The following is a 16,724-nucleotide window of genomic DNA, read 5'->3' on the forward strand; positions in this document are numbered from 1 at the left end:
GAATATTCCTAATGTTATAAATGGTTTATACCTTATAGGATTACTATGGGAAAGGATGTGAAATATCCAAAAAAAAATCATTTTTTATGATGAAATAAAAAATTTTAATGAAGAAAAAGTTATTTCATTATTTTCAAGTTTCGTTAAAGTGCATGTATTTATAATCACTATGAGACAAGGAACAGAATCTAAAAAAATTTTTGTAGATTAGAAAATTGCATTTCAAAAATAAGTTAAACGTTTATGGAGGGTTATATGAGCGAGAAAATTTATTACTGGTCTCCGATTAAGCATTGGGAGAAGTTGCATAATGAAGTTTTGATAGGGGAAATGAGATTTACAGGTATTCTGTCTGAGTGGTTTCCTGATCTTTATTTTATGGCTCAAAAAGGTGTGAAAATCAGTGAACTAGTAGAGCGCTTTTCATTAGGAAATGTAGAAGAGACACAAAAAAACATAGAGCTCATGATAAAAAATCGTGTGTTAGTAAGTAACATATTACACCCAAGAGAAGTATTTTCTTCACAAGAAAAGATTTTTTCAAATCCATATAGCAACCAGATTCGCTTTTCTAAAGAAAAGTTAGATAAGTATATGAGTGAACAATTAAATCGCACGCACGTTGCTGCACGGTCGACCGAAATTCAACTTGAAACAACAAATGAGCTACCTACTATAATTAAGGAACGTAGATCTTGTCGTCAATTTGATATGGAAAAACATATTAGTTTTTCGGAATTTTCTCAATTCTTATCAACTCTAAAACAGGTTAAGGAAGAAAAAATATACTATCATTACGCAAGTGCAGGCGGGCTCTATCCCATTGATATCTTTGTTTATATAAAACCAAAACGTATAGAGGGTATGAAAGCTGGATTTTATTATTATAACCCATCAAAAAACAGTCTTGTGATTGTAAACAACATTGATCAAGTGATCAAAAGTGATCATGAGTTAATTAATCAGGATTTATTTACTCAATCTGCATTCTCAGTTTATTTGATTTATAATGCGAACGCTTCTATCCCGAAATACGGTTCAGATGGATATTTATTTGCTTGTATTGAGTCAGGCATTATCACTGCTACCTTAAATATGGTTGCTGAAACATTAAATTTAGGGGTTTGTTCAGTTGGTCATATGAAATTTGAAGATATTCAGCAATTTTTATGTTTGGATAATCATCAAGTGTTTCTCCATGGGCTTGAAGTTGGCTTAAAAATTAACGAGTAGAAGAAATGAATATTAGGGGGATAAAGATAAAAATGCACATTAAAGATCGAAGTTCAATTCATGAAAATAAAGAAGTAGAAGCGTTTTGGAAGGAGCAATTATCTTCCGAGATTCTCGATTTTTCTGTATTTAAATTTAATAGCGATTACCAACTAAATAAAGAAACACCTTGTGAGTACGTTCAAGTCAGAGTGAATGTAGAATTTAGTAAAAGTATACAAAAAATAAGTAAGTCTCAAGATTTATTATTATTTAGCTGGTTTCAAGCCGCTTTAAGGGTTTGTTTGGCACATTATACAGATCAAGAAAGAATTACCATTGGTATTCCTATAATTGAAAAGAATCTTGAACAAAGTGAGAATCTTAATAAGTTGATTCCTTTAGGAAGTGAAATCCATCCGCATCACCCCTTTAAACAATTAGTAAATGAGATTGAACAAACGACTTTATTCGGGTATGAAAATCAGGAGTATCCGCTCTCTGAATTATTAGTTAAACACAATTTAACTCCTTTTCAAATTGTTATTGGGATGGAAGGATTACATAATGAAAATTCACTAGAAGAATACGCAGAGAATAATTTAGTCCTATGGATACGAAGAAAATGGAATGAAATACATAATGAATTTGAATTTCAAATTTCTTGCAAGTCCCGTTCATTCTCTTCTTTGCAACAGTTTGCAAATTCGTATTGTTATGTTTTAAAGCAAGTTTCACAAAATCCGAATTTGGCAGTGAAAGATATTTGTATTATTGCAGAAGAAGAAGAAAAAGAGTTGCTAGAAGGATTGAATACTTTTCAAACGGGCATAGACTTGTTTCAATCATTTCAAGATTTGTTTGAAGCGCAAGTATTAAAAACTCCAGATCAAATTGCTGTTGTTTGTAATGATCAATCTTTGACATATAGAGAATTGAATAAGAAAGCGAATCAATTGGCTTCTATTCTTCAAAGTAAAGGTGTTTCAAAAGAAAGTATTATTGGCGTTATGGTAGATCGGTCATTAGAAATGATTATTGGTATGATGGGGATTTTAAAAGCAGGAGCAGCCTATTTACCAATCGACCCTAACTACCCAACTGAACGAATTGAATATATGTTACAAGATAGTCAAGCAAAATATTTACTTAGTAAGCGAACAGAAGAAGTATTGCCACAATTTGCGGGTGAAGTACTGTATCTTGATAAAGAATATCTTTTTCAAGGTGAAGAAAGTAATTTAGTACGAGAACATAATCCTAATGATTTGGCTTATGTTATTTACACATCAGGATCGACAGGAAATCCAAAAGGGGTAATGATAGAACAAAAATCTCTAGTTCATTTTTTAAATGTAATGAGAGAAAAAGTAAAGGATAATCGATCATTCTTGTTTCTTGCTAGTGTATCTTTTGATATTTCCTTGTTAGAAATATGTCTTCCTTTAACGCAAGGTTCAAAAGTAGTAATTGCTACAGAGGACCAGTTTGCAACAAAAGAATTGGCTCATTTGGTCAAAAAACATAAGGTGGATTTATGGGAATCAACGCCATCGCGAATGGAAGTGATTTTGAGTGATCCAGAAGGGGCAAATTTTCTAAAAGATTTAAAATCTATTTTATTAGCAGGAGAAGCATTTTCTATTGATTTGGTTGAAAAAATTCGTTGTATCAGTGAAGCAACAATTTTAAATATTTATGGTCCCACAGAAACAACCATTTGCGCAACAGTAAAAGACTTGAGCACTTCCAAAGAAGTTACGATCGGTAAACCAAATCCGAATTATCATTCCTATATATTGAATAAGTATGGCCAATTAAAACCATTTGGAATTCCCGGTGAACTCTGCATTGCTGGAGTAGCAGTAGCACGAGGGTATCTTGGTAAAAGTAAACTGACAGATGAAAAATTTGTACCGAGTCCTTTTACGGCAGGAGAAATGATGTATCATACAGGTGATCTCGTTCGTTGGTTGCCTAATGGAGAACTTGAGTATTTAGGTCGAATGGATCATCAAGTGAAAATTCGGGGGTATCGGATTGAATTAAGAGAAATCGAAACTCAATTAAGGGAATATCCAGAAATAAACCAGGCTATCGTTGTTGATCAAGTGTATGGAAATAGGAAATTATTAGCTGCCTACTATGTATCGGATAACAAGGTGTCTTTTGGTGAAATCAGAAAATATTTAAGTGATAAATTACCTGAGTTTATGATTCCTGAAAAAATGATTCAGGTAGAAGAGATTCCATTGAATCCAAATGGAAAAGTGGATAGAAAAAGGTTATTGGATATAACACAAACGGATTATGTATCAATCCCATACGTTGCCCCGCGCAATGAAATTGAACAAAAATTAGTGTGTGCATGGGAAAAAGTTATGGAGATTGAGGGAATCGGTATTCATGATAATTTTTTTGCATTAAAAGGAGAATCCATTAAAGCACTTCAAGTAATTAATTTACTAAGAAAAGACTGCTTAAAAATAAGTACAACAGATTTTTTTAAGCACCCTACAATCGCTCAACTGAGTTCTTGTGTAAAGTTAGAGCATAAAGAGGAAAACTTTGAAAGTAGACCAACTCATGTTAAAGATTTATCTAATCCATTTTCCTTAACAGAAGTTCAGACAGCGTATATGTTAGGAAGGAATTCACAGTTTGAATTAAGTGGTATTTCACCTCAAACATATTTTGAATATGAAACAACATTGGATATCAATCGTCTTTCAAAAAGTTTTCAAAAGGTAATCCATCGTCATCCAATGTTGCGAGCTGTAATTTTACCAGAGGGAAAACAGCAAATATTACAAAGCGTTCCTGATTACCAGATTGAAATAGTGAGTCTCATAGATTTAGATGATAGGAATCAAAATGCTCGCTTGCAAGAAGAGCGTTCTCGAATGACTAACCATGTATTCCCTTTGGGGCAATGGCCTTTGTTTGAATTGAAAGCTTTTCTTTTAAAAGAAGACACGTATTTATTATGTTTTCGATACGATGCTTTATTAATGGACGGAGCAAGCATGAACATTGTTGGACAGGATTTGTTGCATTATTATTATAAACCAAATCAAAGATTAGAATCTTTATCTTTTGATTTTCAAGATTATATGTTTATCTATGATGAAATGAAACAAATCGGAGAATATAAAACAGCAAAAGATTATTGGACAAGTAAGCTTCCTGACTTTCCGTTTGCACCTTCTTTGCTGTTAAAAAAGGATCCAGCAGAGATTGCTACTCCTAAATTCCAATCACTTACAAAAATCCTGGACAATGAAAAATGGACAAAGCTACGAAAGTTAGCACAAGAGAAAGAGGTAACGCCTTCCGCTCTACTTTGTACAATATATGGTGATGTGTTGGCATATTGGAGTAATCAACGTCGATTAGCAATTAATTTGACTGTATTTAACCGTTATCCTGTTCATGATGAAGTAGAACAGATTGTAGGAGATTTCACATCGCTTATTTTGTTGGATGTTGATGTAAAACCAGAGCAAACTTTCTTTACTAGAGTAAAAGAAACGCAATCTACTTTATTAGATGGCCTTGAACATCGTCATTACGATGGAGTTAACTTTATTCGAGATTTTACTCGATATCATCAAATGACGCCAAAAGCAGTTATGCCAATCGTTTTCACCTCGATGTTAGCAGGTGCAGGTGCTTTCTCTTGGGAACAACTTGGTTCTCTTCGCTATATTCATGCTCGGACTCCACAAGTGTATTTGGATAATGTAGTAATTGAAAAAAATGGTGAGTTATTAATTAGCTGGAATTATGTTGAAGAGTTGTTTGATATTGATGTGATAGAAGCAATGTTTTCCCAATTTGTTGACTTATTGGAACAATTGGTGAAACAAAGCGATATAACATCTTTGCAGATGAAAGAATCGGATCAAACTTTAATTGAACAATATAATGAAACAACAGAAAAAATACCTTCAACTACTCTGTATCAATTATTTACAGACCAAGTAAAACGTACACCGAATGAAGTAGCGGTGGTATTTGAGCAAAAATGGTTAACATACTCGGAACTTCATAAACGCTCCAATCAAATTGCCCACTTCTTAAAAGAGCAGGGCATTGGTCTTGGTGACAAAGTGGGTCTTTTAGCCAAAAGACGAGTTGACACAATTGTTAATATGCTAGGTATTTTAAAAGTAGGTGCTGCTTATGTTCCGATTGATCCCGATCATCCTTTAGATCGCCAAACATATATTTTAAAAAATAGCTTATGCAAGCTTTTATTAGAACCTAGTCTTTATGAAGAAAATGATTTGTCATTTTATACAACAGAAGACATGCCCGCTATTGCTGGTCCAGAAGATATTGCCTATATTATATACACTTCAGGAAGTACAGGAAAACCAAAAGGAGTAATTATTACTCACCAAGCGGTTACAAATACGATTCAAGACATAAATCAAAAATATGAGGTAAATGAAGATGATCGTATTATTGGTATCTCTTCCATGTGTTTTGACCTATCTGTATACGATATTTTCGGAGCTTTAAGCACAGGTGCAATGTTAGTAATGATTCGTGATCCGAGAGACATGCAAGAATTAATCCGCACTGTCGAACGTAGAGGGATTACAATTTGGAATACAGTGCCTGCAATCATGGATTTGGCATTGGATCAAGTAGGTTCTCATTTTGAACATTCTTCTTTACGTTTAGTTTTACATAGTGGAGATTGGATTCCGCTTTCTTTACCAGAAAAAATAAAACGACATTTTCCGATTGCAGAAGTAGTTTCACTAGGAGGGGCAACAGAAGCATCGATTTGGTCAATTTATTATCCGGTCAAACAGGTGGAATCACATTGGAATAGTATTCCATACGGGATGCCCTTGGCAAACCAAACGTATTATGTGTTGAACTATGAAAAGAAAATGTGCCCTGTTGGTGTAATTGGAGATTTATATATCGGGGGAGTGGGCCTTGCTAAAGGATATTTAAATGATGAAAAGAAAACAAATGAAGCGTTTGTGTCACATCCTGATTTTGGTCTTATATACAAAACAGGAGATTGTGGAAAAATGCATTCTGAGGGATATATTGAATTTTTAGGCCGCCAAGATTACCAAGTAAAAATTCAAGGGTATCGAGTAGAGTTAGAAGAAATCGCTCATTGTCTTCTAACTTATAAACAAGTCGAACATGCTGTCGTAATTGATCAAACAGATGAGAACGGAATAAAATTTTTAGTTGCATATGTGGTAACTGAGCAAAATATTAGTACAACAGAACTACGAAAGCATTTGCGAGATCACTTGCCAGATTACATGATTCCTTCTTATTTTGTTTATTTGGATCAATTACCCTTGACTCCAAACGGTAAATTAGATAGAAAAGCGCTCCCTACTCCCGAGAAACAAACAAATGAAGTATTTATTGCTCCAAAAACTGAAATGGAAAAAATATTAACTAGTATTTGGCAAGAAGTACTCAAAATAGATCAAGTTGGAGTAAATGATCATTTCTTCGCCTTAGGTGGAGATTCGATAAAAGCGATTCAAGTGTCCGTCAGACTGTATCGACAAGGATTTGAGCTTGAACCAAAAAATCTATTTTCATTTCCTATATTAAGGGACATGGTTCAATTTGTTAAAAAGCTAGACCATTTTTCAAGTTCACAAACAAATGATGTAAACATAATGAACGATAATAAAGCTACATTACTAAATATTAAAGATAAACAACTTAATCAACAAACACTTACCAAAATACAAGAAAAAATGCCGGATATAAAAATAGAACGTATTTACCCGTTAGCACCTTTCCAAGAAGTTATTTATGAACATGCTACGAATGAACCTGATACAAATGCATATTTTGAACAAACAATTTGGGCACTTGAGGGGGAGTTGGATATTAAACTCTTTATTCAGTGTTTCCAACAATTAGTTGATCGTCATGATTCTTTAAGAACAATAATTGTGCAAGATGAACAAGCAAAACCTTGGCAAGCTGTTCTATATGATGTTCAAATAAATTCAGAAATAAAAAACTTGATTGAGATGACGAAACAAGAACAGCAAGAATTCCTAAAACAGTGGATGAATGAAAATTTAAGTCGAGGATTTAAAAATGATGAACTTATGACACGTCTCTGTATATTCCAACTAGGTAATAACGAGCATAAGGTAATTTGGAGTTCCCATCATCTATTATGTGATGGTTGGAGCGTCAGCATTTTGATAGACGAATTATTCCAGCTCTATGAAACAACAAATGCGGGAACTACGGCGGGGTTACCTATAGTAAAACCTTTTGAAACATTCATAGACTGGACTTTGGTACAAGATCATGAGAAAGCACGTCATTTTTGGAGGGATTATTTATCAGGATACAATCAGAAAATTAGTATTCCTAAAAAGAAAGTCCCATCTAAAAGTGAAGGGTTAAACTTCACTTTTATGGATTTAACATTAGACAAGGATTTGACTAATCAGTTACAGACATTTGTAACTAAAAACAATATAACTATGAATACAGCACTACTAGCTGTATGGGGAATATTACTTGGCAAATTCAACGGAACGAGAGAAGTAGTATTGCCTAATCTCGTATCAGTCAGACCTCCCGAAGTAGAAGGAATTGAAAGTATGTTCGGTCTGTTCACAAATGTTTTGCCTATCCGATTAGCATGGACAGAAACGCAGTCTTTTGTGGACTTCCTGCAAAAAGTTCAACTAGAAACATTAAAATGTAATGAGTATGCATACTATTCATTTATTGATATACAAAAGCAAAGTGAATTAAAAACTGAGTTGACTGACCATCTTTGGGTTTTTGAAAACTATCCAACTAATCCAGCAATCTTTTCTTCAAATGAAAACAGACATTTTGCCATCACGGATTACGAAGTTGTTGATGAGCCACATGTAAAGTATGGAATTATGTGCTTCCCTGAAGAAAGACTTACAATAAAGTTTGGATATGATCAAACCGTATATGAAGCAGAGAAAATACAGGAAATATTAAATCACATCCATGGGTTAATCAACACGATTCTTCAAAATCCAATACAAACAATTTGTGATTACAAATTATAAAAAATGAAAAGGCGAGCAAGAACTCGCCTTTTTAAATAGAATAGGGGTAAATCAAATGACGAAAAACTTGCAGCTATCAGCCGAAGAGATGCGTCAGTTAGGATATCAAGCGGTTGACTTGATTGTTGATCATATGAATCATTTAAAAAGTAAACCAGTTTCAGAAACGATTGATAGTAATATTTTTAGAGACAAGCTAATTGAAACGATTCCGGAAAACGGATCTAATCCAAAAGAATTACTTCATTTTCTTAATAACAATGTGTTTAATCAAATTACTCATGTGGATCATCCTCATTTTATGGCTTTTGTGCCAGGTCCTAACAATTATGTTGGTGTATTAGCAGATTTTTTAGCAAGTGGGTTTAATGTATTTCCTACAGCTTGGATAGTAGGTGCAGGTGCTGAACAAATTGAATTAACGACAATTAACTGGTTAAAATCAATGCTAGGATTCCCTGATTCAGCTGAGGGCCTATTTGTCAGTGGCGGTTCCATGGCTAATTTGACTGCACTTACTGTAGCGAGACAGGTCAAGCTGAATAATGACGTAGAAAAGGCGATTGTTTATTTTTCTAACCAAACTCATTTTTCTGTAGATCGAGCACTTAAAGTATTAGGTTTTAAACAGCATCAAATTTGCCGAATTGAGACAGATGAAGATTTAAAAATTTCAGTTAGTACTTTAAGAAAGCAAATAAAAGAAGATCGACTAAAAGGGAAAAAACCATTCTGTGTTATTGCTAATGCAGGGACAACGAATTGCGGAGCGGTTGATTCCCTCAACGAATTGGCTGATCTTTGTAATGATGAAGATATATGGCTACACGTGGATGGAGCTTATGGGGCTGCAGCAATTCTCAGTGAAAAAGGAAGGGAGTTATTAAGTGGAATTCATCGTGCCGATTCTTTAACGTTAGACCCGCACAAATGGCTTTTTCAGCCTTATGATGTTGGTTGTGTACTCATTCGAAATAGCCAATATTTAAGTGAAACATTCCGTATGATCCCAGAGTATATTAAGGATACAGAAACTAATATAGAAGAAAAAGTGAATTTTGGGGAGCGTGGAATTGAACTTTCTCGTAGATTTAGAGCATTAAAGGTATGGCTTTCTTTTAAAGCATTCGGAGTTACAGCTTTTCGTGAGGCAATTGATCATGGCATTATGCTAGCTGAACAAGTTGAAGAGTTTTTAAGGAAAGAAAAAGATTGGGAAGTAGTAACACCCGCCCAATTAGGAATTGTTACTTTTCGTTATATTCCATGTGAGCTAACATCTACAGATACAATTCATGAAATAAACAAAAAATTGGTGGAAGAAATTAATCAAAGAGGATTTGCTATGCTAAGTACTACTAAATTAAAAGAAAAAGTAGTAATTCGACTTTGCTCTATCAACCCAAGGACAACAAAAGAAGAAATACTTCAAATCATGATGAACATAAAAGCATTGGCAGAGGAAATAAACACATCGCCTAAACATCTTATATCTGTTTCTCAACCTTGATATATTAGGCGGATTTTACATATTAATAGCCGATTCTCATTTAGAATCGGCTATTATGTTTAAATGATAACATATATACTATTTATAAGTATTTATCTTGTAATGGGATTAAGCCTCAACCTTGGATACTCGTTTGAAACCAGTCTTTATTGCTTGTACTATTTCGTTCACAGCATAAATAGATACATCGGCATTTGGATTTAACCCTTCAAACCAGTGATAGGCATTTGGATATAAATGAAACTCCACATCAACACCAGCTTGCGCTAGTTTGCTTACATAGGTTAATGTTTCGCTGCGGAATGGATCTAATTGACCAACAAATGTGTAAGTATACGGTAAGTCACTATAATCCTCAGCTCGAGAAGGTGCTGCATAGGCAGGGATTTGATCCGTTCCATACATTTCTCCTAAATACATTTTCCAGCCAGCTTCATTTGCCTTTTGATTCCAAACAAATCCCTCTTTAATTTCATTCGCTGAAGGTGTATCATTTCTGTCATCAATCATTGGATATAGTGGCATTTGTAAACAAATTGAAGGATATTTTCGATCTCGGGCTAATAATGATAATGCTGCTGTTAGTCCACCGCCGGCACTTACTCCTGCAACCCCAATACGATTTGAATCAATGTTTAATGACTTTGCATTATCAGCAATCCATTTTAAAGCTGAATAACAATCCTCAATTGGTGCTGGGTAAGGGTGTTCAGGTGCTAAGCGGTAGTCTACAGATACAACCACACAGCCAGCTTCTTTTGCAAACCTCATACAAGTATCATCGTTATCATCTATAGAACCTAAGATATAACCACCACCATGTATCCATAATAAGACAGGTAAAGATTCATGATTTGATTTTGGACGATAAATTCTTAATGGTAACGGATTATCATCAGGTCCAACAATGACTTTATCTGTTAACGAAAGGGAGTCATCAACAACGGTAGGTGGTCTCATTTGAGCTATCCCTTCTCTGATTGATTGCAAGTTTTCCGGGCGTAAATCGAGATCCGGAAACATCTCTAACCCTTGTAATAATTCTGGATTTACTCTAGTTTTCATTTTAGCACCTCTATTTGTAATTGTTTTCAAATAAATGAAGTGTATTCTAAGTAGTTTAATTGTGAAAGAACACCACAATTAAATTGTAAATTGGATATGTTATAACGGTCAACAGAATATTCAGGAATTAAAACCTTTCTCAAGAAGGACTTTCATGCAATTAATAATACAAGTATTGGATTTAAGAGCAAAGTGGTTTAATGTCGTTGTAATTATGTACATTAGAAAAATTTCTTTTTGAGTCTAGAAAAGGATTAGATTCTTTTCTAGACTCATGAAGAATTATGAAAAGCAAAATTTTATAGATAGTTATCTTAAAAATAAACAAAGAGAGAAGAACTAACCAATGTTCTTCTCTCTTTTTCATATGTAATTAGGGTATCCTTAACTGCAAATACGGATGGTATAGATTAATGGATGAATAATTTCCTTTTAAATTAATAACGGAATACATAAAGATTTTTATATGTAATATTGCATATACAGGGACTACTAGTGAAAATGTTGAGCAATGTTTTTCCATATGGTAAATTAGTTCCTTAGTTATTTATTTTATTTCATTTTCAATCGTGTAAGGCTAGGGGCGAAGATTTACAAAGGTGACTAGTAAAAAATATAACAATATAAGTATAAGATTTTGTACTTAGTAATCTCGCGATTTAAGGCATGACATTGGATAAGTGCGGGGAGTTCAATCGATTTTGAATAAAATCAATAGTATCAGTTGCAATTTTTTTACGTTTAAGAACGATCCCGGCATGCCCACATTTATAAATATATCGTGGAGGTCTTTCCCAAGATTCCCACAAGTAATCTGTATCCTCAGAATGCACATATAGATCATGCTTACCTGAAATTAATAAAATATTTTCTTTTTTTACTTTTGGCAATGCTTGACTCGGTTCAGTGATTTTCCAATAATCTATTAAATCATCATACGTAACACCATGATGTTCCAAGTCTTCTCTAATAAATTTACCTGGAGTTGTATTCCAAATAGAATAAGAAAGTCGATTTGCATAGAAAATGGATGCTAACACATCAATTTCTTCTTCAACAAGAGAGGTTAAGTTAGTAATAAATCCGCCTAAACTAATTCCTATTAGAATCAGGGGCCCATTTTTATTTGCTTTAATCCATTTAATCAAAGCTCGTAAATCAGCTACCGCTTGTCTAGTTGCTTGTAATGTTCGTTCAATATTTGCACTTACCATATACTCTCCACTGAATAAGGATTGATCGGGTTTTCTTTCAAAATGATAGGGTAGAGTGAAATAATACATATTCCACTTCAGGCTGGTCATATGATAGTGGAATATTTTTTCACACGTTCGTTAGAATCCATTCTCCAACCGTGAACAAAGATAACATGAGGTGCATTTTCATTTTTATGTAAGAATAATTCCCCAGTTACAGAGTCGTTGCGTGAATCACCGGATTGAACCGAACTTTTATAGTTGAATTGCCCAACCATGTATTCATTTTCCTGCTTTGAATGCTTAATGTCAAAATGAAAATGTGATGGTTGTACTTTATAAAAAGATTCTATGTTCTTTATATTTAATGAAGTGTTAGAAAGGGAAGTAAACTGAAATGCTACACTTCTTTTTTTATGTAAATCATATAAGGCGTACCGATCAATGAGTTTTGAAAAAATCAAATTAACCTCCTCCAAAATACATATTGTTTAAAACATGGACAAAATTTATGTTGTAAATTAATTATAAAATATTCTCTTTTCCTAATAGTAGGTGATAAATTTATATATCATATTATAAAGTTTGCAATAAAATAAAACTATAAATAAATTATACTAAAATCTAAAAAGCAAGTTAATATTCTTATTCATATAAGAGAATATTAACTTGCTTATTTTCGTATTAAAAGATGCACCTTTTAAAGCGACGTGATTTGTATGAGATACAGTAACTATATTAAAATCCCTATTATAGATATCCAAATAGGTTTCTCTATATTTATTGTATAGAAATTACACAGTAAATATTTTTTGTGCTACATACATTAAATTAATCTTAATCTTATATAAATTTATTAAACGGAATAACTCCTTACCAATATTCAAAAACGACTGTATTTTTGAATTTGTGTTCTAGCTTTTCTTGAACAGGTAAATGAATAACTACACATAAACTCCTTATATCTCTAGTTAAACTACCGATTAGCTCCATATAAACTCTAGATAACCTATATAGAATACAAGTTATCAAGGAGGTAAGAAAAAATGAATTTTATGAAACGAGCAATTCTCAGTATGAAAAAAAGGATAGGAACATCATTAATTTTGATGGCAGTTTTTCTGATTGTTACAAATTTGGTTCTTTCAGGTTTCACAATCCAAAATGCATCAAAAAAAGCAGCGGATGCTGCAAGAAAAAAACTTGGTGCAGATGTTACTTTAGGTCTTGATTTCGACAAATTAGGTCAAAAAGCTAAGGAAACTGGAGAAATGCCAAATCCGCCGCAGCTCGATGCAAAAGAAACAGATCAATTAGCGAAGTCCAAGTATGTAAAAGATTATAATTACATAGCTAACACTTTCGGTATTTCTGATGGGCTTAAACTAGTAGGAGCTTCAGAAGAAGAAGGAAAAGGTAAAGTGGGAATGGCGGCTGCGCGAGGCGGTTCAAGCTCTGGTACAGAAATCGATATGAACGCTTCTTTTATGATTGAGGGAGTTCGCAAGACTGCATTACAAGAAAGCTTTAAAAACGGAAAAAGTAAAATCATTGATGGAAAACCAATAACAGAGCAAATGAAGGATCAGAATGTAGCTTTAATGGAAAAACGATTAGCGGAATTAAACAATTTGAAAGTAGGAGACAAAGTTAAAGTGCAATCAGGGGATAAGAAGGAAACCCTTGAGGTTGAAATTATCGGTATTTACGAAACAAATGAGCAAGCAATGGGTCAACAGGCTCCTCCTATTATGGATCCAGCTAATAAACTATATATGCCGCATTCAACTATGAAAAAATTAGAAGTAGACCAAGGTATAAGTAGTGTTCAAGTCGTGTATTTCTTGAATGATCCACAATATATTGATGCATTTAAAAAAGAAGCAAGAAAATTTAATATTGATTTTAATTATTATAAATTAGATGCGCATGATTCATTGTACAAGCAAATGATTGGTCCTATCGAAAATATCTCTTCGACTTCTCAAATGATTATTTATATTGTATCGATTGCAGGTGCGATCATTTTAGGATTAATCATAATGCTATCAATTAAAGGGCGTCGTAAAGAAATGGGAATTCTATTGTCCATTGGAGAGAAAAAGTGGAAGCTGATGGCGCAATTCGTAGTAGAAGTAGTGTGTGTCGCTATTTTAGCATTTGGATTATCCATAACAACAGGAGCTAAAGTTTCTCAATATATCGGGGATAATTTACTTTCGAATGAAATTGCTACTTCAAGCGAAGAAACAGATACCTCGCAACATGGTACTGTAATGATGGCTGGACCTGGTGGTACTCTACAAAATCAAAAAGAAGATCCGATTAATAAAATTGATGTAAGTGTAACAGGAGAAGATGTAGGAAAAATGGGTGGAATTGGACTAGCTATTGCTATAATAGCAACGCTTCTTCCGGCATTATCTATTCTACGTTTAAACCCAAAACAAATTCTTTTAAAAGATGAATGAGGAGGCTCGATATGGAGACAATTTTACAGTTTAAAAATTTGGATTATTATTATGAAAGTAATGGAAAAAATGTAGCGATACTAGAAAATGTTAACTTTTCTTTTCAAAAAGGACATTTCTACACGATTTTAGGACCATCTGGATCTGGTAAAACCACAACTCTAAGCTTAGGTTGTGGACTAGATGTCCCTAAAAATGGTTATGTACTGTATAATGGCAAAGATATTAGAAAAATTGGTTTGGATCGATACCGTAATCAAAATGTATCTGTAATTTTCCAATCTTATAACTTAATAACCTATATGACAGCTCTTCAAAATGTCTTAACAGCAATGGAAATTACAGGTGTTAAAGTGCAAAATAAAACAGCAAGAGCATTACAGTTATTAGAGAGGGTAGGACTCTCAGAAGCTGAAGCGAAACGAAACGTCCTGCAACTAAGCGGTGGGCAACAACAGCGTGTAGCAATTGCTCGAGCACTATCTTGTAATGTTGATTTATTGATTGCGGATGAGCCAACAGGAAACCTTGATGAGGAAACCGCAATGGATATTATAGAACTGTTTCAAGAACTTGCACATAAAGAGAATAAATGTATTATTGTTGTGACGCACTCACAGGAGGTTGCTAAAAAATCAGATCGTGCAGTGTATTTAAGTAAGAAGAAGTTGGTTGTAAATGAAATCTAATATAAACATCGTAGCTGTTCAATTCACATAATTTTCAAAATCTAGACCTTTCAAAAGCTTATATTTGTTTTATAATAAAATCAAGCCATAATCAAAATGGTCTCCCTGTACTGAATGTTAAAATAGTTTGTTGTTCCCGTTTTAATAATATTTGAAAAAGAACTTGTAGGATATTCTACAAGTTCTTTTTAGTATAATTGGTTACCTATATCATGGGATAATCATACATAAAAAACGGAACATTACCTAGATGTATAATCTAAATATCGTCCCGTTTACCTATCTATGTATCTGTATAGTTATTGCAGAATTAAACCTACAATCATAATTAAACTAAATACTATCATCCAACCAAACGCACAATATCCAAAAATTTTAATCCATTTAGGTAATTGATTCATGTTAATTTTATTTGTGGGAACTCCTTGCATCGAAAACATCATTTTTTGATCTCTATCTCTATTATTTTGTTGTTCATACATAATATCATCACCTTTCCAGAACTATTGTGTTTATAGTATATCAACCTAAAGAAAATTATGTACAGAATAAAAGAGGATAGCATATATATTATGTGGTGAATTTTATAAATAAATGCATTTAATTGCCATGATTCTAAGTGCTAATACGTTATAAATACTGAACAAGAGCCCTACATAAATAGGACTCTTGTTCTTCAAATATTAACTTGCTGGATATGCATCAGAACCAAGATAACGTTCTTTTATAATTTGAAGATGATGAAGCTCATGACCGGCAATGATGTATGCTAATGCACGAACTGTAACTTCAGAATTATTCGCATTTCCTCTTTGTGACCAGGCTTCTTTATCTAAGCTTCTAAGTAAATACAGGGTAGATTGGCGAACAACTATTAAATTCTCAAGAAGATCTTGCATAGATTGCTTATCAAAAGCAGCTCTAAGAACATACATATCATCATTATAGCCTGGAAGTTCTGCTGTCTCGCCTCGAGCGATAGATAGCAATCGATACGCCATAATACGTTCTGTATCTGCTATATGACCGATTACTTCTTTTATACTCCATTTAGTAGGAGCATACCGGAAAAGTCCCTTACTATTAGAAATTCCCTTTAATAAAAGATTCGTTTCCTTCATTTGTTGTTCTAGAATATGTATGATATTTCCGTCTGATACCAAGTTGGTATACGTTGCATAATAGGAGTTATATTCACTTACCTTTGGTCTTATTTCCATACGAATCATCCTTTATGTTTAATCTTTACATATAGCTTATCATAAAAGAATTCCAAATTAATCTGAAAAATGGAGGTGAATAAACATTTTTCATCCTCCTTTTCAGTTTCATAGATGAAATGTATCTCAAATAAGAGAATCTAATTTGCTGCTAAGCGTAATTTCGCTTTTTTTGCTGTTATAGGTAAACATTTAAGTTGAATACAGTTTGTCACTACTTATGACAATCGCCATTTAAAAAGTAGCATACGTCATTAAACGAAAAGCCTGTTAATAAGTTTATACTTA

At 33.3% G+C, this 16,724-nt stretch carries 8 protein-coding genes and 1 pseudogene; 5 read left to right on the top strand and 4 right to left on the bottom strand.

Translation table 11 applies throughout. The features are described 5' to 3' along the window. Positions 1-255 precede the first annotated feature (255 nt). From ACYFX0_RS26195 to ACYFX0_RS26205, 3 genes are read left to right on the top strand one after another with little or no spacing between them, the layout of a single operon-like run. Positions 256-1,233: a SagB/ThcOx family dehydrogenase gene (locus ACYFX0_RS26195; RefSeq protein WP_199670224.1), complete on the top strand. Its 978-nt coding sequence runs from the start codon at positions 256-258 to the stop codon at positions 1,231-1,233. Between the two features lie 32 nt (positions 1,234-1,265). Beyond that, complete coding sequence (locus ACYFX0_RS26200) at positions 1,266-8,285, top strand: amino acid adenylation domain-containing protein (RefSeq protein ID WP_460272016.1); 7,020 nt, start codon at positions 1,266-1,268, stop codon at positions 8,283-8,285. Between the two features lie 55 nt (positions 8,286-8,340). Then, entirely contained in the window at positions 8,341-9,795 is a 1,455-nt protein-coding gene (locus ACYFX0_RS26205; protein WP_199670222.1) for a pyridoxal phosphate-dependent decarboxylase family protein, read from the top strand. Between the two features lie 108 nt (positions 9,796-9,903). Here ACYFX0_RS26205 and ACYFX0_RS26210 read toward each other — a convergent pair whose 3' ends face one another. Beyond that, entirely contained in the window at positions 9,904-10,860 is a 957-nt protein-coding gene (locus tag ACYFX0_RS26210; protein WP_000857939.1) for an alpha/beta hydrolase, read from the bottom strand. 659 nt (positions 10,861-11,519) lie between these two features. Next, positions 11,520-12,520: pseudogene (locus tag ACYFX0_RS26215) on the bottom strand (alpha/beta hydrolase). 582 nt (positions 12,521-13,102) lie between these two features. Between ACYFX0_RS26215 and ACYFX0_RS26220 the strand changes: the two are divergent. After that, positions 13,103-14,527: an ABC transporter permease gene (locus tag ACYFX0_RS26220; RefSeq protein WP_106103649.1), complete on the top strand. Its 1,425-nt coding sequence runs from the start codon at positions 13,103-13,105 to the stop codon at positions 14,525-14,527. A gap of 11 nt (positions 14,528-14,538) precedes the next feature. Then, positions 14,539-15,216 carry an ABC transporter ATP-binding protein gene (locus ACYFX0_RS26225; protein WP_000447864.1) on the top strand — a complete coding sequence of 226 codons (678 nt, stop codon included), beginning with the start codon at positions 14,539-14,541 and terminating at the stop codon, positions 15,214-15,216. Positions 15,217-15,515: 299 nt separating this feature from the next. On the opposite strand, the gene ACYFX0_RS26230 is transcribed toward ACYFX0_RS26225, so the two are convergent. Together ACYFX0_RS26230 and ACYFX0_RS26235 are read right to left on the bottom strand one after the other, a co-directional pair. Continuing rightward, positions 15,516-15,698, bottom strand: a complete 183-nt coding sequence (locus tag ACYFX0_RS26230; protein ID WP_000273237.1) for a hypothetical protein — start codon at positions 15,696-15,698, stop codon at positions 15,516-15,518. A gap of 201 nt (positions 15,699-15,899) precedes the next feature. Next, positions 15,900-16,436, bottom strand: a complete 537-nt coding sequence (locus ACYFX0_RS26235; protein ID WP_000405918.1) for a DinB family protein — start codon at positions 16,434-16,436, stop codon at positions 15,900-15,902. Between the last annotated feature and the right edge of the window lie 288 nt (positions 16,437-16,724).

The sequence above is a fragment of the Bacillus sp. NEAU-Y102 genome (assembly GCF_054788175.1).

Excerpts from the sequence above, each read along its gene's own strand:
- ACYFX0_RS26225 (WP_000447864.1), top strand. The coding sequence starts at position 14,539 with ATGGAGACAATTTTACAGTTTAAAAATTTGGATTATTATTATGAAAGT.
- ACYFX0_RS26205 (WP_199670222.1), top strand. The coding sequence starts at position 8,341 with ATGACGAAAAACTTGCAGCTATCAGCCGAAGAGATGCGTCAGTTAGGA.
- ACYFX0_RS26230 (WP_000273237.1), bottom strand. The coding sequence starts at position 15,698 with ATGTATGAACAACAAAATAATAGAGATAGAGATCAAAAAATGATGTTT.
- ACYFX0_RS26200 (WP_460272016.1), top strand. The coding sequence starts at position 1,266 with ATGCACATTAAAGATCGAAGTTCAATTCATGAAAATAAAGAAGTAGAA.
- ACYFX0_RS26220 (WP_106103649.1), top strand. The coding sequence starts at position 13,103 with ATGAATTTTATGAAACGAGCAATTCTCAGTATGAAAAAAAGGATAGGA.
- ACYFX0_RS26195 (WP_199670224.1), top strand. The coding sequence starts at position 256 with ATGAGCGAGAAAATTTATTACTGGTCTCCGATTAAGCATTGGGAGAAG.
- ACYFX0_RS26235 (WP_000405918.1), bottom strand. The coding sequence starts at position 16,436 with ATGGAAATAAGACCAAAGGTAAGTGAATATAACTCCTATTATGCAACG.
- ACYFX0_RS26210 (WP_000857939.1), bottom strand. The coding sequence starts at position 10,860 with ATGAAAACTAGAGTAAATCCAGAATTATTACAAGGGTTAGAGATGTTT.